The organism is Peptostreptococcus sp. D1, from assembly GCF_900112955.1.
Classification (GTDB): domain Bacteria; phylum Bacillota; class Clostridia; order Peptostreptococcales; family Peptostreptococcaceae; genus Peptostreptococcus.
The window spans coordinates 34,172-54,719 of sequence record NZ_FONP01000008.1; the positions used below are offsets into that span (position 1 = coordinate 34,172).

Genomic DNA, 20,548 nt, shown 5'->3' on the forward strand with positions numbered 1-20,548 from the left:
AACTATCATTATTAAATATTTTATAATATAGTATAAGATTAATAACACCAATATAAGTGTTATTTAATCTTTATGTGGTTAATTATTGGAGGAAAAATATGAAAAAAATAGTGTATGCTTTTTTATTATTATCAGTTACTTTTAATGTTTATTTTATTTCCAACAAAATATTATACTCACAAAATAATAAAAATTATCATAGGATAAATTATATGGATGATATATCAAAAATAAAAATATCTGGTGAAAAAAAATATATTAATAACAATTGGGGAAGTAATAAGCTCATTGTTATGTTAAAACAAGAGTGTTCTTCATGTTATAATATCCTACCTATTATAAATGAATTATCCAATGTAATTCAGGGTACTGATAAAGATATTATTATCATTTGGGATAAACAATATCCAGAAGAAAACTATTGTTAAAAAACTTGGTTGTTGCTAATATTTTCATAGGGGGGTATATCCTCCCTATATTTTTTAATTTTGATTGGGGGGTTGTTATGAATAAAGGATTACTAAGAGGCATAGCTATATCATTTATTTGTATTATATCGGTATATTTTGCATTTTTTTCACCAAGTGATAAAAGCGAAGATCTAATGAAAACCAATGATAAATATGTATTAAAAATACTAAAGGATGAGGGATATTCGAATAAAGACTTATATAAGATAAAGGAAATCGATAGCACATATTATACAGTTCAAAAAATAAAGCTTGACAAGGACAATGTAAAAACGATAAGCGGTATTGCGTTTGTCGATTCCAATGTGATAGTTTCGGACATTAAAAAGGACTCATTGTTTATGTACGACAGTGATTTTAATCTTATAAAATCCGTCGGAAAAACCGGTAATGGAAGTCTCGAATTTATAAGTCCTAGTGATGTCAAATTCACCAATGGAAAACTATACGTTTTGGATTATGGAAACCAGAGAATACAGATTTTAGATAAAAATCTATCTCATATCAAGGATATAAAATTTGAAAAACCAGATGAATTTCCAGAATTTATTTATACATCAATGGCTATTGATAAAAAAGAAAACATTTATCTATCTGGTGAGACCCTATTTACAAGATCAATACAAAAAATAGATAGCAATAATAAATCCAGCTATATAAAGGATAATTTTTCTGGAAATCTATATTACTATAATGATATTGTATATGCAATAAATTTTGGACAGTTTTTGGTAAATAGAAGTGGTGAACTCAGTGTGAATACAGGAAGAAACTTTATGTTAAGCATTTCTAAGGATAAATTGAAAAAGGAGTATGAATTTAACTCTCCACTCACACCAGCTAGCTTCTGTATGGATGAAAAGTATACTTATGTTATGTCAGATTCATCACTATGCCTAATGAGATTCGATAGAAAAACCGGAAAATATATAGACAATATCGGAAAATATAGTGAAAAGAGCATGCAATCTATGGCACGTATGGATGCAAAAGATGGTTATGTATATACCACAAATGCATCAAACGATGTGTATATCTACAAAAAAAATAAATTCATAATAAGGATGTGTATATCATATGATAAAACTAGAAGGATTATGTAAGACTTATGGTGAAAACAATGTGTTAAAAAATATCGACCTTGAAATAAATAAAGGAGAATTTTTGATGATAACAGGAACATCTGGTTGCGGAAAAACCAGCCTTATGAATATTCTTGGTCTAATGGATACAAAAACATCAGGAAAATATTATTTCAATGGTGAGGATATTGATACTATTGATGAAGTTCAAAAATCAAAAATAAGAAATACTCTGTTTGGATTTGTTTTTCAATCATTCAACCTTATAAACGATTTTACCGTAATTGAAAATATTGAAATGCCGATGGGAATATACGGTATTAATAAATCAGAAAGAAAAGAAAGAGTTGATACTCTACTAAAAAAATTTGATATATCTGACAAAGGTCAGTCATTGACAAGTCAGCTATCAGGAGGGCAAAAACAAAGAGTTGCAATAGCAAGAGCTATTTCAAATAATCCCAGCGTCATATTTGCTGATGAGCCTACTGGAAATTTAGATGAAAATAACACCCAAACAGTATTGAATATATTTAAAAAATTAAACCAAGATGGCATTACCATTGTAATGATAACTCACGATAGAAAGCTATTAAAATATGCCGACAGAGTTGTGGAGCTCGACTATGGCAAAATAAAAGAGGTATACAATTGTGTATAAAGGTAGGGTATGAATAATTACAAATATATATTATATTTGATTAGAAAAATAATGAAAATTAATAAAAAAATTAATTTCGTATTTATGTTTTCAATCCTTGTTGGAATATTAGTGCCGTTTATTTTGCTTGGAAACATAAGTCTATTATATAAAAACTATAAAAATTTAGAATATAACAATAGAAGCTATAACTATTGTGTGGATATAATGAACAACAAAATGATAGATGAAATAACCTATAATAAGATATCTAGAAATTTCAAGTTTAATGACATAAAGCTTAAAATCTATGACAGAATCTACATTAACGGAAATGAAAAAAAGCCATTTATTTTAAATACAGTGGACACTAGCTCCAAACTAAAATATAAAATTGATCTTGTTAGTGGTAGTTCTCTAGCTGATAGCTCAAACCAATGTCTGATTAATTATAAAGTGTCCAAGGATTTAAAAATTAATATTGGATATTTTATAAGTATTGGACAGCAGAAGTATATAGTCAGAGGTATATTTAGAGGTGAAATGACCGATATTTACCTTGATTCTAACAATTATGCCAAATACTTAAGCTCAAAAGGCAAAAAGCTACAACAATGGATATATATAAATTCAGATACAGATAAATCATCCATAGAAAATATGTTGTCGAATATAGGTATATATGATCATTATGAGATATCAGAAAATGGTGAAATGGTAAAAATTCAAATGAGAGAATACAAGAATAATATCAGAAATGAAGTAATTATGTCACTAATGTGTACTATATATCTGCTGATTAACTTGTTTATAGTTATAAAAATAAAGACATCAAAAAATAAAAAATTGATATATATTCTGCTAGCACTCGGCATGAATAGAAGTTCAATAAATATATTCTATTATATTTATTGAACTTCTATTACTAACGCTAGTGCCTGCAATACTGATTTTATCGGCAGTTTTATATATTTCAGACATGGGAGCATTGATAAACTATGTCCATATAAGCTCAGCATATATGACATGTGTTTTGTTTTTGACTATTCTATTAGTATTTGTTGTGACATGTCTTTCGTTAAGAGAGTATTTTTCCAAAACTGTGATTGATTTGATAAGTGATGGTGATTATGTATGATTAGAAGATATGATCTTGAAATAATAATAAAGAGAATATACAAGAATAGAATTATGTATCTATTTTTTTCTTGTTGAGATAGCACTCGGCATGACGATATTATTTTTCTCTCTAAACCACCTGCTCGAGTATAAAAAAACTGCAGATCAAATAGATTCGCAATTAAAGCCATATGAAACAAGATTGGAAATAACCGGAGAAAATAATACTGATGACAATGCTATAAATCTCAATGATTATAGCTATATAAATAATAGAATCAGCAATAAATTTGAAGCATATTTGATAAGTAATCAATTGTTTAAAAAAAACGGAAAAGTTAGAAGGTGTGATATCATATTTTTCGATTTCAAAAAAATTCTTGGAACGAAAAATTATTCAAGGTTAATTAAAAACAATGATACAGCCAAATTTATTCTTGATTTAAATGATGTAATTGATATTTCCGATATGAAAATATATTCGGATGAGTATAGTATTTCATTAAATAACAACAACATTGAATATAATGGCAAAAAATACGAATATATAAATAAGGGAAATATAAAAATAAGAAACCTATATATTCATGAATATGAGTCAACTGATGAAGAAAATGAAAAGGCTGAAAACATACCAAAAATATACGCTGACATAAGCTTACTCGAAAATAATATTAAGTTTTCTCCTGTTGGAATACGGCTTTTCTTAAATGAAAAAAAACTAACCAATCCTGAAAAAATAAAGGATAATTTGACTAGCTATTTAAAAAATAGGCATCCTTTATATGAGTATGCGTTTAAGAACGATTTGGGTCATTTTAGTGTAAACAATAGATCCGACCTGATATATATGTGCGTATATCTGTTTATATCAGTAGTAATAATTATGCTATTTTTGATTACGTTTACAGGAATGTTTAAAATATTGATGAAAAAGAGAGAAAAGGATCTTGCTGTAAGCCTTGCATTTGGAAGCAATAGATTAATATTAATTTTATCGATACTAATAGAAAATTATTCAATCATATTTTTAGGAACCATAGTCGGAATATTATGTGGTATAAAAATAAATAGTTACCTAACGACAGATTTATTCAAAAAAGGAGTGAGTATAGAGCTTGTGATTTTTCTAGTAATATTGTCAATCGTTATTAGCTTTATATCGTCAATAGGATCTATTATACGGTTATCGAATATGGATGTAGTCGATATTATAAATGAGCAATAATTAAAGGTAGCAACACTGTTTTTTTATTCAGTATGTTGCTACCTTTTTGAGTAAATACACTCTATTTTATTCAATGTCTTTATTCAATATTAGTTAAATAACTTTGATCAATTAAAAAACTATAAGAAAAATAATAGCTTTATACAGCTTTATTATATTCTTTTTTCAGCTTTTCAATTATCTTTTTTTCCAATCTCGATACCGTCATTTGAGATATACCTATATCCTCAGCTATTGCAGACTGGGTTTTGTTGTTGAAAAATCTCCCAATTACTATTTTTACTTCCAATTCATTTAGAGTCTTCATAAATTTTTCTAAAAAATCTCTTTGTTCAATTTCTCCAAATCTAGTCTCTTCGGTACCTATTTTATCTCCCAATGTAATGTCTTTTTCCTCAGACTCTTCACCACTTGGCATATCAAGAGAAACAGGCTGATATCCATAAGAGGCTTCCATTGCTTCAAGCACATCTTCTTCTGTTACTCCCAAATAGTCGGCGATTTCCTTAGGTCTTGGACTTTTTTTGTTATCCTGCTCTAATTGAATCTTAGCATTGCTTATCTTCTTGCTGAGCTCCTGAATCCTTCTAGGAACTCTCAATGTCCAAACTTTATCTCTAAAATACTTCTTGATTTCTCCCACTATTGTCGGAGTTGCAAAACTCGAAAATTCAAACCCCTTAGATATATCATATCTATCAATAGCATAGATAAGAGCTAGAGACGCAACTTGAAAAATATCTTCATAGTCGACACCCTTATTTATATATTTTTTTGAAAGAATCTTTGCCAAATAAAGATGCTTTTCAATCAATATATTTCTTACAGCTGTATTGCTCTTATCTTCAGAAAAAACCTTGAAAAGTTCTTTGACATCCATCTTTTCATATTCTTTTTCTGAGGTTAAATTCATTAATTATCAACTCCAACCAACTTTGTCATCTTTATTACAGTTCCACAATCTTCACAAGTTTTTACTTCTACTTCATCCATCAAGGTTTTAATAATGAATAACCCCAACCCACTTGTCTTCGGATTTAGCGGATCTGGATCTTCAACAGAATCTTCATCATATCCTACACCATCGTCGATAACTTCGATTGATAGCTTGTCTTCGTAAATATAAAAATTTATTTCAAACAATTCTTCCTTGCTATGCTTTATTGCATTGGTACAAGCTTCAGAGATAGAAACCTTTAAATCCTCAATTTCATCAAAGCTAAAACCGATTTTACTAGCAATACCTGATACAGTCAATCTTATCACAGATACAAAATTAGGATTACTTGTTAACTTCATGCTAATTTTATCACAACTCATCGCTATCCCTCCAAAGTTATTATCTGATCTAGACCAGTAATTTTAAATATTTTCTTCACATTATTTTTCGTATTGATAAGAGATATTTTTTTATCTGGCTTCAGTCTCTTCATTATTCCTACAATAACACCAACGCCTGTAGAATCAATATATTGAAGATCTGACATATCCAATATTACATCAGAAAACTTTTCATCTATTCTTTCGTTTAATTCATCCTTTAACATATCTGCACAAGAAACATCAAGCTCCCCTGAAACATTTACAATCCAGTTTTCTTTTTCACTGTCATATTTTGAATTGAAATTAATTGACATAGATACCTCACTTTCTACTCTACAATATCGTCCTCATTCTTTATTTTAGCTATCGAAACGACCTCAACCTCTTCATCAGTTCTCATCAATTTTACACCACTGGTAATTCTTCCAAAAATTGAGATTTCATTTACTCTAATTCTAATCAATACTCCATCAGAGTTTATCATCATCATCTCATCATCTTCATTGACAATTGTTGCACCTATTAGTTTTCCAGTCTTAGAATTTATATTATATGTCTTTATACCTTTTCCAGCTCTCATTTGGATTCTATATTCTTCCAAATCAGTTCTCTTTCCATAGCCTTTTTCACTGACAACCAATAAATCGCTACCCTCACTAGCCAAATCCATTGACACGACCATATCGTCCTTTGATAGTGTAATTCCCTTTACACCTGTTGCGGTTCTACCCATAGGTCTTATATCTTTTTCATTAAACTTAATAGACATAGCATTTTGAGTAACCAACACTATTTCCTCATCTCCATCGGTCATCTTTACACCTATCAGCTCGTCGCCATCCTTCAATCCTATGGCAATTATTCCTGACTTATTGATATTTTTAAATTCTTCTATAGGAGTCTTTTTTACTATACCATTCTTAGTCACCATCAATAAATACTTGTAGTCGTCTTTTACACTATCTGGATTAAAAGTGATTATTCTTGCAATTTTTTCTCCAGGATTCAATTGTAATAAATTGACTATTGCGGTTCCCTTTGATGTTCTCTTGCCTTCTGGTATCTCGTAAGCATTTAATTTGTATACTCTACCTCTATTCGTCAAGAACAGCATTCTTGAGTGATTTGTAGTAGTTATCAAATCTGTAATGAAATCTTCTTCTCTTGTCGTAAGAGCTGAAATACCTCTTCCACCTCTTTTTTGACTTCTATATGTATCCGCAGGCAATCTCTTAATATAGCCTAGATGAGTAAGAGTTACGACTATATCCTCTTCTTCAAATAAATCCTTTACGTCAAATTCGCCTTCAGCCGGAATTATCTCAGTTCGTCTTTCATCAGCGTGCTTGTCTTTAATTGCTGTCATTTCGTCTTTTATCACACCAAATAGCTTTAATTCATCAGCCAACAAGCTTTCAAGATATTCGATTTTCTTCATCAATTCATTGTACTCATTATCTATCTTTTCTCTTTCAAGCCCCGTTAATCTCTGAAGTCTCATATCAAGTATTGCTTGAGCTTGAAGATCAGAAAAAGCAAATTCTTCAATAAGTTTTTCCTTTGCGATTTGACCATTTGCTGAGCCTCTAATAATATTAATCACTCTATCAATATTGTCTAATGCAATCCTAAGTCCCTCAAGTATATGTGCTCTCGCATTTGCTTTATCCAATTCAAACTGAGTTCTTCTAGTTATTACCTCTCTTTGATGCTCTACATAGTAATGTATTACTTCCTTTAGGTTAAGTATTCTGGGTGTACCATTAACTAAAGAAAGCATAATTATACTAAATGTATCCTCAAGCTGTGAATGCTTATAAATATTATTTAGAACAATATTTGCATTGGTATCTCTCTTTAGCTCTATAACTATTCTCATACCATGCCTATTACTCTCGTCTCTCAAATCAGATATTCCTTCGACCTTTTTTTCCTTTACAAGCTCAGCTATTCTCTCTACTAATCTAGCTTTATTTACTTGATAAGGAATTTCTGTTATTACAATCTGTTGTCTACCTTTTGGCAGCTCCTCTATTTCAGCCTTTGCTCTAACCTTTACCTTTCCCCTACCAGTTTTGTATGCTTCCTTTATTCCCTCTGTTCCAACTATTGTCGCTGCAGTTGGAAAATCTGGACCTTTTACATATTTCAACAATTCATCTACACTACAATCCCTGTTGTCTATGTAGTGAATTGTCGCATCGATAACTTCGCCCAAATTATGTGGTGGAATTGAGGTTGCCATACCTACAGCAATCCCATTTGAACCATTTACCAATAGATTAGGATATCTAGCTGGAAGAACTAATGGTTCATTTAATGATTCATCAAAGTTAGGACCAAAATCTACAGTTTCTTTATCTATATCTCTCAATAATTCCAAAGCAAGCTTGCTCATTCTCGCTTCGGTATAACGCATTGCAGCAGGACTATCTCCATCTACCGTACCAAAGTTACCCTGACCATCGACTAATAGCCCTCTAGTGGAAAAGTCTTGTGCCATTTTTACCATTGCCATATATACAGAGCTATCACCATGTGGATGATACTTACCAAGAACATCACCTACGATACGAGCCGATTTTCTATATGGCTTATCAGGTGTTATACCTTGCTCACTCATAGAGTAAAGTATTCTTCTATGTACAGGCTTCAATCCATCTTTGACATCAGGTAATGCTCTACCAGCTATTACGCTCATAGAATAATCAATATATGAATTTTTCATCTCATCTGCTATCTCACGCAGAATTATTCTTTTATTTTCTTCCATTTATTCAGCCAACCTCCTATATATCCAAATTCTTTACAAATTTAGCATTAGCTTCGATAAATTCTCTTCTAGGTGCGACCTTATCCCCCATCAACATAGAAAATACCTCATCGGCTACAATTGCATCATCTACAGTTATCTGTAACAATATTCTGGACTCTGGATCCATTGTAGTTTCCCAAAGCTGTTCTGCATTCATTTCACCAAGTCCTTTGTAACGTGAAACTTCTGTTCCCTGTCTTCCAACCTCTTCAAGAGTGGCGTTTAACTGTCTTTCATCGTAAGCATAAAATTCTTTTTTATTTTTCTTTATTTTGAAAAGTGGCGGTTGTGCCGCATATACATAGCCCTCTTCAATTAAAGGTCTCATATATCTAAAAAAGAACGTAAGTAAAAGAGTTCTGATGTGAGCTCCATCGACATCGGCATCGGTCATTATTATTATCTTATGATATCTTAATTTTTCAATATCAAAATCATCACCTATACCACATCCGAATGCCGTTATCATATTCTTTATTTCATCTGAAGACAATATCTTGTCTAGTCTAGATTTTTCGACATTCAGTATTTTACCTCTTAAAGGTAAAATGGCTTGTATATTTCTATCTCTACCTCCCTTTGCAGAACCACCGGCAGAATCACCTTCGACTAGGAATATTTCACTCTTTTCAGGTGATTTTTCTGAGCAATCTGCTAGCTTTCCAGGAAGAGATGTATTTTCAAGAACGCTTTTTCTTCTTGTCAGCTCTCTTGCTTTCTTTGCAGCCTCTCTTGCCCTTTGAGCTCTTAGACACTTGTCTATAATTATCCTTGCAACTGAAGGATTTTCCTCCATAAATGCTCCAACCTCTTCATTTGTAATAGTATCTACAAGACCTCTCATAAAGGTATTGCCAAGCTTTGTTTTAGTCTGACCTTCAAACTGAGGCTCTGGAAGCTTTACAGATATTATTGCAGTCAACCCCTCTCTGATATCTTCACCAGAAAGATTTTGATCCTTTTCCTTCAAGTAGTTATTTCGTCTCGCATAGTCATTCATGACCTTTGTAAGAGCAGTTTTAAACCCTGAAAGATGTGAGCCTCCCTCATGAGTATTAATATTGTTAGCAAATGAATAAATATTTTCACGATAGGCATCCGTATACTGAAGAGCCAATTCTATGGTACAATCATCTGCTACCTTATCTATATGAATAATCTGCGGATGGATAGCAGTCTTTGTCTTGTTTAGATATTTTACATACTCTATAAGTCCACCAGTAAAATGGAAAGCTCTTGTTTTTTCAATCCCATCCCTTTTATCCTCAAATTCAATTTTTATAACCTTATTTAGGAATGAAAGCTCTCTAAATCTAAACTCTAAGGTTTCATAGCTAAATTCAGTTTCATCAAAAATACTAGCATCTGGTAGGAATGTAATAGCAGTTCCACTCTCATTAGATGTACCATCAAAAACCTCTAGCTTTGTTGTAGCCACACCTCTTTTGTATTCTTGTCTATATATTTTACCATCTCTAAAAACTTCTGCGACAAGCCAATCACTTAATGCATTAACTACAGATACACCAACGCCGTGAAGACCACCAGATACCTTGTATCCTCCTCCCCCAAATTTTCCACCTGCATGAAGCACTGTCAATACAGTCTCAAGAGTTGATAATCCTGTCTTTGGATGAACTTCTACAGGAATACCTCTACCATTATCCCTTACAGTGACACTACCATCATTGTTTAATGAAACATATATTTCAGAGCAATTACCTGCCAAAGCCTCATCTACACTGTTATCTACAACCTCGTATACCAAATGATGCAATCCTCTAGTACCAGTAGATCCTATATACATACCAGGTCTTTTTCTAACAGCCTCTAATCCTTCTAAGACCTGAATTTGATCTGCACCATATTCGTGTTTAGCCATTTACACTCCTCCATTCTCACTACTTATAACTCTTCCATTTTCTATATGAAAAACGGAATACTCCAATTCCTTTAATATATTAATGTGCAAAGGATCTGCTGATGTTACAAACATCTGAACATCTCCTAATTTTTCAACCAACATCTTCTGTCTATCTTGATCAAGTTCACTAAATACATCATCCAAAATCAAAATCGGATAATCTCCGACCTCTTGCTTAATAAGCTCAATTTCTGAGAGCTTTAAGGAAATAGAAGCCGTTCTTTGTTGTCCTTGGGATCCGAACAACCTAACATCTATATCGTTAATATGAATACTGATATCATCCTTATGAGGTCCTATTTTTGTATTTCTGTTGTATAGGTCGCTATCAATTGTTTCTTTATATTTTTGATAAAGTAGCTCCTTAATCAGCTCAGCATCACTATAGTCATCAATATTCAATTGATTTTTATACTTTATAGTCAAATTTTCCTTATTTAAAGTAAGGTTCCTATGTAAATTACTTGAAATAGCTGATAGCTTTTCAATAAATCTATTTCTAAATACGTAGATTTCACTTCCATACCTTGATAGACTTAGGTCATAAACGTCGAGTAAATTTTTATCTATGTAATTAGATTTTAGCAGTATGTTTCTCTGACTCATAGTTTTGTTATAATCCATAAGCAGACTATAATATCTAGGCACGACCTGACTTATCTCTTTATCTATAAAGCTTCGTCTCTCCTTAGGACCATCCTTTACTAGCTTCAAATCCTCAGGTGAAAAAATAACTACATTTAGTGTTCCAAGTAGCTCATGCAATGACTTCACCGAAACACCATTTATTTTTATGCCCTTTTTTTCTTTTGTGACAACTATTTCAATACTCTTGTTTATTCCATTTCTCGAAAAATTACAATTTGTATACAGTGAATCCTTATTAAACATTATCAAATCCCTATCCTTGTTTGTTCTAAAGGACTTTCCTATTGACATTAATGTTATTGATTCAACTATATTTGTCTTACCTTGACCATTACTACCAATTATTAAATTGATTTTTTTATTGAAATCCAATTCTAATAATTGGTAATTTCTATAATTCATCAGCTTTATGTTATTGATATACAATATAACACCTACTTTTTAAAATAGTATTGTAGTTACTCAACTAAAAAACTTATATCATTTACTTTTACAATGTCGCCTTTTTTTATTTTCCTGCCTCTTTGGGTACATATTTCACCATTCACAAAAACATCTTCACTAAGTATTAAAACCTTTGCTTCTCCACCTGACATTACGACATCAGCCAACTTTAAAAATTGATCTAATTTTATAAAATCAGTCTTTATTTTAATATTTTTCATTTCGTATCCCCACTATTTAATACAAATTTTTGTTAGTTGCATAATTCGACTATTCTATTATATCATAAATAACCGACACTTGGTAATAACAAACTTCAATAATGTTCAAAAATAGACTATAGCTTAAAATATTAAGGACTGCTACACAATATATTTATCGTGCAGCAGTCCTTAATCATTTTTCTAGCTGAATCTAACTGGAAGAATCAAATAAATATATTCAGGTCCATCTATAGGCTTAATTACTGCTGGATTTACTTCCCCTCCAAATTCTATACTGATATATTCACTATCTATATTTTTTATACCATCAAGAAAATATCTAGAATTAAATGCTATTTCAAGCTCATTCCCTTCAAATTCAACATCTAATTCTTCGTAGGCATTTCCATTTTCATTGTTAGATGTGATCGCTATCATGTCCTTCATTATAGATATTTTTATTAGGTTATTTTTTGGAGATGTAAACAATAATGAAGCTCTCTCAATTGATTCTTGAAGCTTTCTAGTTTCTACATTGATCTTCGTAATATGGTCCTTTGGCAGCAAGCTATCATATTTTGTGAAGCTACCTTCAATCAATCTGGCGATAATTTTTGTGTCCTTCAATTTAAATATAATGTTTTTACTGTCAAATCCGACACAAATATCTCCGTCATCTGTCAATAAACTGTTAAGATGATTTAATGTAATACCAGGTATAATTGCGCTAGTATCAGTATCTATACCATCCTTTATTTCAGATTTTCTAACAGCCAATCTATAGCCATCAAGTGCAACTAAGCTAAGATTGTGATCTCTTAGCTCGAATAATTCACCTGCAAGAGTAGGATTCATAGGTTCAATTGCAGTTGCAAAAACCGTCTGCTTTATCATGCCTCTCATCTCTATTTGATTTATTTTAACTTCATAATCAACATTGATGTCATCAATCTTTGGAAATTCCTCTGCAGGTAGACCTTTTATTTTAAATCTCGAATTCATGCAATTTATATAAACATTACAATCTGCATCAGTTTCTAATGAAATAAATGTATCCGGTAGCTTTCTTACAATTTCACCTATAAGTTTAGAATTGACTACGACACTACCTTCTTTATTCACTTGAGCATCTATATTAGTTTCAATACTCAATTCACTATCATATCCTGTTACTATAAGCTTACCTTCCTTTGCTGTTATAAGTAATCCTCTTAAAAGCTCTATTGTAGTTTTGTTATTGATAGCTTTTTGAGCATTTGTTATCGCTTGTGATAATTTTTTTTGATTACATAAAATATTCATGTATAACCACCTTTCTTTTAAATGTTTACCATTGTTTTGTTGATAAGTATTTATTCATATACTACTATATAAATAAATAATATATATAGTAGTATTAGTAGTAGTGTATGTTTATTGTGTTAATAAGCATATAAAAGCATTGAAATTAACAATACATTAATTGTTAATTTTATATTGATAAGCATATGGATATCATATGTATAAATTGTGGATAAAATTTGATTTATTTTTTATCCACAATAGTCAACAGCTTATTAACATAAAAAATGTTGGTAACTACCCTATTAAATCTGACTTTATTTTCTCTATTTTTATCTTTGTAGTTTCGCTTTTTTCTATTTCGTCGTTAATTTTCTTTATAGCGTGAATTACAGTAGAATGGTCTCTATTTCCAAACTCCTCGCCAATGGCAGGTAGTGAAATATCCATGATTTCTCTAGCTATATACATCGCTATTTGCCTTGGGAAAGCATACTTCTTGTCTCGTTTTTTTGAATCTATATCCTCAACTGAAACATTAAATGCATCTGCAACAGTTTCTTTTATTCTAAGAACATTGACCTCGTTTGTAGTGTAAGAAACCAGACTGTCCTTCAATGCTTCCTTGGCAAGCTGCAAATCTATTTCTTTTTTGCCGGATAAATCTGCATACAAAATAACCTTATTTAAGGCACCCTCCAGCTCTCTGATATTTGATTTCACATTGTCAGCAATGTACTCAAATACTTCTTTTGGTATTTGTATATTTTCTGATTCAGATTTCATTTGAAGCACTGCCATTCTCGTACTATAGTCTGGAGGCTGTATGTCTATTGTAATTCCCCAAACAAATCTACTTTTAAGCCTTTCCTCAAGCTTTGGTATATCTTGAGGTACTCTGTCGCTAGAAAGAATTATTTTTTTTCCAGCATTATGAAGATCGTTAAATGTATGGAATAATTCCTCTTGAACTGAGTCTGTTTTTGCGAAAAATTGAATATCGTCGACCATTAATATATCAACGTTTCTGTATTTTGCTCTGAAATTACCAGTATTTTTTTGTCCCAATGAAGTTATAAATTCATTGGTATATGTTTCTGATGAAACATATAGAACCTTTTTTGATGGATCTCTTTCAAGGATTCTATGTCCTATCGCATGCATCAGGTGAGTTTTTCCAAGACCAACTCCTCCATATAGAAAAAGAGGGTTATCATTTGAAATATTGTCATAATTAGCAACTCTTTGACAAGCTGCCATAGCAATATTATTGCTTGGACCAGCTACAAAGGTCTCAAAAGTATACTTTGGATTGAGATTAGCTTTTTCAACACTATTTACAAATTTTATTGGATCATAATTATCAATATTTGAATTATATGATTGTTTTTGAGAAGAATTTTTACCATTTATATTATTGATAATTTCTAGTTCATCTTTCTCATCAATAATAACTATTATATCACTGATATTAGCTGCTAACTCACCAAAAATATCTAAAATGATTTTTTTACTTTCTTCTTTTTCATAAAATTCCTTTGTTCTTTTGTCTTGACCCTTTATATAAAAAATATTATTGTTTATTGCAATAGGAATACATGGTTCAATATATATATCATAGTGAACACTTGTAAACTCTCCTTTTAGCTTATTTTTTACTGAGATCCAAAGTTTGTTAGCATCCATTCCGTATCCTCCAATTTATCTGTTTATTAATTGTTTATAATATTGTTGATTTGTGTTAATAAAACTGGATTAAAAAATCCACTAATAATTATTATTTTTACTAGTGTGTAAAAAATGTTTATAAAATTATATATAATCTACCAGTAATTTAACCATAAAAAACAGCTTTTAATACCCATTATAATTGCTATAATATTAGCTTTATAGATATATTATACAACTATAAAAAGCTTTTTTGTCCACAAAGTTATTCACATTTTGTGGATAACTTTGTGATATATTTTTACATTATCAACATATTGTGTTGCTGTGGATAAATATTCCATTTTTATTTCCGTATATTGTTGATAACTAAAAAAAAATTTTTTAGTTATTTGGACTGGAGATTTTATTAAAAATATGCAGCTTTCACATAGTTTATATTCAAAAAACAATTGACTTTTACTATAAAAATAATTATAATTATATTGTTATGTTTACAATTACGTTTATGGAAAGGAGTGTTCAAGTATGAAGAGAACTTATCAGCCAAAGAAAAGACAAAGAAAAAGAGAACATGGCTTCAGAAAAAGAATGAAAACTTCTAACGGGAGAAATGTTTTAAAGAGAAGAAGAGCTAAGGGAAGAAACAGATTAACTCACTAGTCAGTTTTGTTCTAAATTAATGATAATAAAATGCCACTTTTTTTAAGTGGTTTTTTTTATAATGATCATTAAGAAATGGAGGTTATTGATGAAATTTAATAACACCGATGGAATTAAAAATGATTCCGATTTTAGAAGGATTTATCAAAAGGGTAAGTCTTTTGCGGATAGAAATTTGGTAATATATTATATGAATAACAATGTGGGAAAATCTAGAATAGGGATATCTATTTCAAAAAAAGTTGGAAAAGCTAACGTTAGAAATAGAATAAGAAGGCATATAAAAGAATCATATCGTTTGAATATAGATTCAAAAATCAAACAAGGCTATGATATTGTTTTTATCGCCAGAGTAAATAGTTCAAATTCAGATTATAAAGCCATTGAAAGGTCGATAAAGTATATAACCAAAAAGGCGAATGTTATAAAAAAAGATGGTGGTACAAATGAAAGTAATAAAAAAAATAAGTGATTTTTCTGTGAGAATTTGTATATTTCTAATAGAATATTATCAGAAATTTATTTCTCCATTAAAAGGTCCAAGCTGCAGATTTTACCCCACTTGTTCTCAGTATTCTATCCAAGCATTCAAGAAATATGGCTTTCTAAAGGGACTGTGGTTGACTATAAAGAGAATTTCCAAGTGTCACCCTTTTCACCCAGGTGGTTACGACCCTTTGAAGTAGAAAGTTTGTTCCAAAAGTTGGAATATGTATTTTAGGAGGTATTAATGAGTTTTATTGCAGAGTTTTTTGGAATGGTTTTAAAAAATATTTACGGTCTAATAGGAAACTACGGTTTGGCTATAATTGTGTTTACTATTATCGTAAAGGCATTGCTGACTCCTTTGACGATAAAGCAGACTAAGTCTACATTTGCAATGTCTGAAATCAATCCAAAAATTAAAGAAATTCAGGAAAAGTACAAGAATAAGCCTGAAAAACAGAATGAAGAAATTACTAAATTATATAAAGAATCAGGGTTTAACCCTTTGGCAGGGTGTCTACCGATGTTGATACAGATGCCTATATTATTCGCTCTTTTCTATGTATTTAGAGATCCGATGAAGTATGGTGTATTTGTTGATAATACTACATTTTTATCGGCAAATGGAAGCTTCTTATGGATTAAATCACTGATAAAGCCCGACTATGTGTTGGCAGTTTTATCAGGCATAAGTGCTTATTTTATGCAGATAAGCATGACTCCAAAAGATCAAATGCAGGGGATGATGAAGAGCTTTACATATATGATGCCGGCACTTTCACTAATTTGGGGATTCACTTTTCCAGCAGCCCTTACTCTTTATTGGACAGTGAGCAATCTGTTCGCAGTTTTACAGTATTATGTAATCACAAAGCCTTTAAAGGCGAAGCTGGAAGAAGAAAAATCCAAGTCTTCTGGAAAGTATACAAAGGTAAAAAAATAGTAAAGTAGGAGGTTGTATAGTGGAATCAAAGGTTTTATATGCGAGAAGTTCAGATGAAGCTGTTGAACAACTACTTAAATCTACAAAAGCAGATAAAGCAAGTATTCAGATAACAGTTAAGGAAAAGCCTAGCAAGGGTTTTTTGGGAATAGGTGCAAAGGACGGAGTATTTGAGCTATTTTACAATTTATTGGAAGAAGTAGATATATTCGAATGTATTGAAGATAGTGTAAAAGAAGATAAAATTGAAAATAATGAAGAAATAAATGATAAAAAAATAGAAATATCTGATGAAGTTTCTACAGAGAGCAAGGTAAGCATAACAGTAGAAGATGAAATAGAAACAGCTAGAAGCTTCATAGAGGAATTGTTAAAAAATGCCGATGTAAATGCTGATGTAAATGTCGGTGTTGAGAAAGATCTTTTAAAAGTCAAGATAACTGGTGATGAAGCTAGCTGTCTTATTGGTAGAAGAGGAGATACACTAGATGCAATTCAGTTTTTAATAGGTCTTGCTTTGAGTAAGGTAAATAAAAATTCTCATACTAGAGTTTTTGTCGATATTGAAAACTATAGAAGCAAAAGAGAAGAATCATTAAAGAGATATTGTTATAAAGCAGCTAGAGAAGTTGCTAGAACAAAGAGAACAAAGAAGCTTGATTATATGAATCCTTACGAAAGAAGAATTGTTCATTCTGCTCTACAGAATGATAGATTTGTAATAACTTATAGTGAGGGCACAGATCCTTATAGAAGAGTTGTAATAGAATATAAGAGATAAAAAAATATTAATTCATAAAAAATCCTAAGCATTACTATTGAAATGTTAGGATTTTTTTTATATTATATATATTAACTTAAAAAAAATAGTTAAGAGTAAGAAAGTACAAATAATTATTAATTATTAAAGCTATAAAAGAGATGATTGATTTTATTTTAAATTAGGGAGATTGATTATTATGAATGCAGGAAGTATTAAGGAAGTTAGAGAAATAAATGGTAAACTGAGATATAACATTTTAAGAGTACCAAAGGAAGTTCAGATGGCTAGTGGGATAGTTGTGCATGGCAAAAGGATAAAAAGCTTGGTTTTTACAACTGATTTGGCAATTATCAAAAATTGTGATGCTGATGCTGTTTTTGCAGTTTATCCATTTACTCCACAGCAATCTATTAGTGATGCTATAATAAAGCACTCATCAATGCCGGTATTTTGTGGAGTTGGTGGAGGTACGACAAAGGGATTAAGAACCATTTCTTTGGCAAAAGACGTAGAATGTCAAGGTGCATGGGGAGTCGTTTTAAATGCTCCTATATCGAATCTGAATTTAAAGGTTGTTTCTGAGGCAATCGATATTCCAACTATCGTTACGGTCATCAGTGAAGATACAGACATAAACGCAAGGATTAATGCTGGTGCAGCCATTTTAAATGTTGCTGGTGGAAAGGATACACCGGCTATAATTAGAAAAATTAGAGAACTTGACGATGAAATACCTATTATCGCTACTGGCGGTGGAGACCCAGAGACAATAGTTGAAACGATTAAGGCAGGTGCGAATGCTATAACCTATACTCCACCTAGTATACAGGATCTTTTCAGAACTGTAATGATTGGATATAGAGAGAGCTTAAAGTAGCAATAATAAGCTTAAGCTGTTAAAAAATGAAGAAGTGTAGAAATATTAAATGCAGAAAGAGCTTGGACAGGCTCTTTTTTGTGTTAATTTATTATTGAAAATTATACAGAATTATGTTAAATTGAAATTATGGTGGTATTCGAGATTAAGAAACTACACATTTGTTTTATTTTGTTTTTGTGATAATAGTATTACACTCAATTAGGAGGTGATAACTATGTTAAAAATAGGTATAATTGGAGCTGGAAAGGTCGGTGTTTCTCTTGGGAAATACCTATTTGATAATTCTTTGGTCGGTTTTAGCTTAAATGGATATTACAGCAAAACCATAGAGAGTGCTAATTTTGCTTCGAGATTTACCAAATCAATGAGCTATAATAATTTAGAATCTATTGTAAGAGATAGTAATTGTTTAATAATTGCTACGCCAGATGGAGAGATTAAAAATATTTGGCAACAGCTAAAATGCTATAATCTTGAAAACAAAGTAATATGTCATTGTAGTGGTTCACTATCATCTAAAATATTTACCGATGCACCATCAAAAAAAATATATAAGGGCTCTATTCATCCAGCATTGGCTATTAATGACATTAGTAGCTCATACAGGGATTTGGAAAAAGCTTTTTTCTCACTAGAGGGAGATCAAGAATTTATCGATATATTTAAAAATATACTAGTAGAAAAAGGCAACAGATATAAAATTATTCGATCAGATGATAAGATAAAATATCATTTGTCATCTGTTTTTGTAAGTAATTTATTTTTGGCTTTGGGTAATATTTCATTGGAATTGCTTAGTGAATGTGGATTTGATGAAAACGAATCCTTTGATGTATTATCTAATCTGGCAAGGTTAAATGTCGAAAATTTTGTGAAAAATGGGCCGATAAAAGCATTGACAGGACCAGTAGAAAGAAATGATTTTACCACAGTTAAAAATCACCTAATGTCTATAGATGATTGTGATATCAAGCATAAAAGAATAACTGATATCTATAGACTATTAAGTCTGGAATTAGTAGAAATTGCAAAAAACAAGCACGAAGATAGAGATTATACAAATATTATTAAATTATTAATGAAATGAAAGGAAAATCTGATTTATTAATTAGAAAAGAATGGATATGAAAAATACAGTACTAACTTTTAAGGACGCAAAAAAAAATGGAGAAAAGCTTACTATGCTGACTGCATATGATTATACTACAGCCAAGATTGTAGATGAATGTGGGATAAATTCAATACTTGTTGGAGATTCATTAGGAATGGTTATGTTGGGATATGAGGATACCTTAAGTGTAACTATGGATGATATGATTCACCATACAAAAGCAGTTGCAAGAGGTGCAAAAAATGCATTGGTTATTGGCGATATGCCGTTTATGTCATACAATACTGGAGTAAGAGATGCCGTTATTAATGCTGGTAGATTTATGAGTGAGGGAAGAGCAAATTGTGTAAAGCTAGAAGGTGGTAGAGAAGTTTGTGATGTGATAAAAGCAATTGTCGCTGCAAAAATACCAGTCTGTGGTCATTTGGGCTTAACTCCACAGTCCTTAAACGCATTAGGTGGATTTAAGGTTCAAGGAAAGGATGAAGAGTCAGCCAAGAAAATTATAGAGGATGCTTTGGCAATACAAGAGGCAGGTGCTTTTGCAATTGTGCTAGAATGTGTTCCCGACAAATTGGCAAAGAGGATTACTGAGTTGTTAGACATTCCGACAATAGGTATAGGAGCTGGTCTGGATTGTGATGGTCAGGTTTTGGTTTATCAAGATATGTTAGGTCTATATAGCGATTTTACACCTAAATTTGTAAAGAGGTTTGCAAATGCTGGAGATGAAATGAGAAAAGGAATAAAATTATATATTGATGCTGTGAAGGATTGTAGCTTTCCTGAGGAGCAACATTCTTTCAAAATAGATGACGAAATAATAAAAAAACTGTATTAGTCGAAACGGAGAAAAA

General features: G+C 31.0%; 22 protein-coding genes. 13 read left to right on the forward strand and 9 right to left on the reverse strand.

What is annotated here, in order from left to right; genetic code table 11:
- Window positions 1–98 precede the first annotated feature (98 nt).
- The 5 genes from BM120_RS06885 to BM120_RS06905 all read left to right on the forward strand — a co-directional run bounded on the left by BM120_RS06885 (window position 99) and on the right by BM120_RS06905 (window position 4,539).
- Window positions 99–428: a hypothetical protein gene (locus BM120_RS06885; RefSeq protein ID WP_091994381.1), complete on the forward strand. Its 330-nt coding sequence runs from the start codon at window positions 99–101 to the stop codon at window positions 426–428.
- 77 nt (window positions 429–505) lie between these two features.
- Window positions 506–1,573: an NHL repeat-containing protein gene (locus BM120_RS06890; protein ID WP_091994382.1), complete on the forward strand. Its 1,068-nt coding sequence runs from the start codon at window positions 506–508 to the stop codon at window positions 1,571–1,573.
- Window positions 1,548–2,213, forward strand: a complete 666-nt coding sequence (locus tag BM120_RS06895) for an ABC transporter ATP-binding protein (RefSeq protein WP_091994384.1) — start codon at window positions 1,548–1,550, stop codon at window positions 2,211–2,213. Before BM120_RS06890 ends, BM120_RS06895 begins: the two co-directional genes overlap by 26 nt.
- A 36-nt stretch (window positions 2,214–2,249) precedes the next feature.
- The gene (locus BM120_RS06900; protein ID WP_143076520.1) at window positions 2,250–3,107 is read left to right on the forward strand and encodes an ABC transporter permease family protein; all 858 of its coding nucleotides are present in this window, start codon (window positions 2,250–2,252) and stop codon (window positions 3,105–3,107) included.
- 313 nt (window positions 3,108–3,420) lie between these two features.
- Entirely contained in the window at window positions 3,421–4,539 is a 1,119-nt protein-coding gene (locus BM120_RS06905) for an ABC transporter permease (protein WP_091994386.1), read from the forward strand.
- 139 nt (window positions 4,540–4,678) lie between these two features.
- Here BM120_RS06905 and BM120_RS06910 read toward each other — a convergent pair whose 3' ends face one another.
- The 9 genes from BM120_RS06910 to dnaA all read right to left on the reverse strand — a co-directional run bounded on the left by BM120_RS06910 (window position 4,679) and on the right by dnaA (window position 14,863).
- Window positions 4,679–5,452 carry a SigB/SigF/SigG family RNA polymerase sigma factor gene (locus BM120_RS06910; protein WP_091994388.1) on the reverse strand — a complete coding sequence of 258 codons (774 nt, stop codon included), beginning with the start codon at window positions 5,450–5,452 and terminating at the stop codon, window positions 4,679–4,681.
- Window positions 5,452–5,859 (reverse strand): ATP-binding protein, encoded by a 408-nt coding sequence (locus BM120_RS06915; protein ID WP_091994389.1) that lies wholly within the window; start codon window positions 5,857–5,859, stop codon window positions 5,452–5,454. Before BM120_RS06915 ends, BM120_RS06910 begins: the two co-directional genes overlap by 1 nt.
- A gap of 2 nt (window positions 5,860–5,861) precedes the next feature.
- On the reverse strand, window positions 5,862–6,176 hold the full coding sequence (locus tag BM120_RS06920) for an STAS domain-containing protein (protein WP_091994391.1): 315 nt from the start codon (window positions 6,174–6,176) through the stop codon (window positions 5,862–5,864).
- 14 nt (window positions 6,177–6,190) lie between these two features.
- Window positions 6,191–8,635, reverse strand: a complete 2,445-nt coding sequence (gene gyrA / locus BM120_RS06925) for a DNA gyrase subunit A (protein ID WP_091994392.1) — start codon at window positions 8,633–8,635, stop codon at window positions 6,191–6,193.
- A 16-nt stretch (window positions 8,636–8,651) separates the two neighbouring features.
- Entirely contained in the window at window positions 8,652–10,559 is a 1,908-nt protein-coding gene (gene gyrB / locus BM120_RS06930) for a DNA topoisomerase (ATP-hydrolyzing) subunit B (RefSeq protein ID WP_091994394.1), read from the reverse strand.
- Window positions 10,560–11,651, reverse strand: coding sequence for a DNA replication/repair protein RecF (gene recF, locus BM120_RS06935; protein ID WP_442956752.1), 1,092 nt, complete (start codon window positions 11,649–11,651; stop codon window positions 10,560–10,562).
- Window positions 11,652–11,707: 56 nt separating this feature from the next.
- A complete protein-coding gene (yaaA, locus tag BM120_RS06940; protein WP_091994397.1) occupies window positions 11,708–11,914 on the reverse strand; it encodes a S4 domain-containing protein YaaA in 207 nt (68 codons plus the stop codon).
- Between the two features lie 183 nt (window positions 11,915–12,097).
- A complete protein-coding gene (dnaN, locus tag BM120_RS06945; protein ID WP_091994398.1) occupies window positions 12,098–13,198 on the reverse strand; it encodes a DNA polymerase III subunit beta in 1,101 nt (366 codons plus the stop codon).
- A gap of 276 nt (window positions 13,199–13,474) precedes the next feature.
- Window positions 13,475–14,863, reverse strand: a complete 1,389-nt coding sequence (gene dnaA, locus BM120_RS06950) for a chromosomal replication initiator protein DnaA (protein WP_091994400.1) — start codon at window positions 14,861–14,863, stop codon at window positions 13,475–13,477.
- 510 nt (window positions 14,864–15,373) lie between these two features.
- On the opposite strand from dnaA, the gene rpmH reads away from it, so the two are divergent.
- The 8 genes from rpmH (at window position 15,374) to panB (ending at window position 20,532) form a co-directional block, all read left to right on the forward strand.
- Window positions 15,374–15,508 (forward strand): 50S ribosomal protein L34, encoded by a 135-nt coding sequence (rpmH, locus tag BM120_RS06955; protein ID WP_091994402.1) that lies wholly within the window; start codon window positions 15,374–15,376, stop codon window positions 15,506–15,508.
- An 88-nt stretch (window positions 15,509–15,596) separates the two neighbouring features.
- Entirely contained in the window at window positions 15,597–15,980 is a 384-nt protein-coding gene (gene rnpA, locus BM120_RS06960; RefSeq protein ID WP_091994404.1) for a ribonuclease P protein component, read from the forward strand.
- Window positions 15,955–16,194, forward strand: coding sequence for a membrane protein insertion efficiency factor YidD (gene yidD / locus BM120_RS06965; protein ID WP_242941575.1), 240 nt, complete (start codon window positions 15,955–15,957; stop codon window positions 16,192–16,194). The genes rnpA and yidD overlap by 26 nt, the downstream gene beginning before the upstream one ends.
- Before the next feature lie 44 nt (window positions 16,195–16,238).
- The gene (locus BM120_RS06970; RefSeq protein WP_091994407.1) at window positions 16,239–16,937 is read left to right on the forward strand and encodes a YidC/Oxa1 family membrane protein insertase; all 699 of its coding nucleotides are present in this window, start codon (window positions 16,239–16,241) and stop codon (window positions 16,935–16,937) included.
- Window positions 16,938–16,956: 19 nt separating this feature from the next.
- Window positions 16,957–17,718, forward strand: a complete 762-nt coding sequence (gene jag / locus BM120_RS06975; RefSeq protein WP_091994409.1) for an RNA-binding cell elongation regulator Jag/EloR — start codon at window positions 16,957–16,959, stop codon at window positions 17,716–17,718.
- Between the two features lie 178 nt (window positions 17,719–17,896).
- Window positions 17,897–18,577 carry a beta/alpha barrel domain-containing protein gene (locus tag BM120_RS06980; RefSeq protein WP_091994410.1) on the forward strand — a complete coding sequence of 227 codons (681 nt, stop codon included), beginning with the start codon at window positions 17,897–17,899 and terminating at the stop codon, window positions 18,575–18,577.
- Between the two features lie 217 nt (window positions 18,578–18,794).
- Complete coding sequence (locus tag BM120_RS06985) at window positions 18,795–19,667, forward strand: Rossmann-like and DUF2520 domain-containing protein (RefSeq protein ID WP_091994412.1); 873 nt, start codon at window positions 18,795–18,797, stop codon at window positions 19,665–19,667.
- Between the two features lie 37 nt (window positions 19,668–19,704).
- Complete coding sequence (gene panB / locus BM120_RS06990; RefSeq protein WP_091994495.1) at window positions 19,705–20,532, forward strand: 3-methyl-2-oxobutanoate hydroxymethyltransferase; 828 nt, start codon at window positions 19,705–19,707, stop codon at window positions 20,530–20,532.
- The last annotated feature ends 16 nt before the right edge of the window (window positions 20,533–20,548 follow it).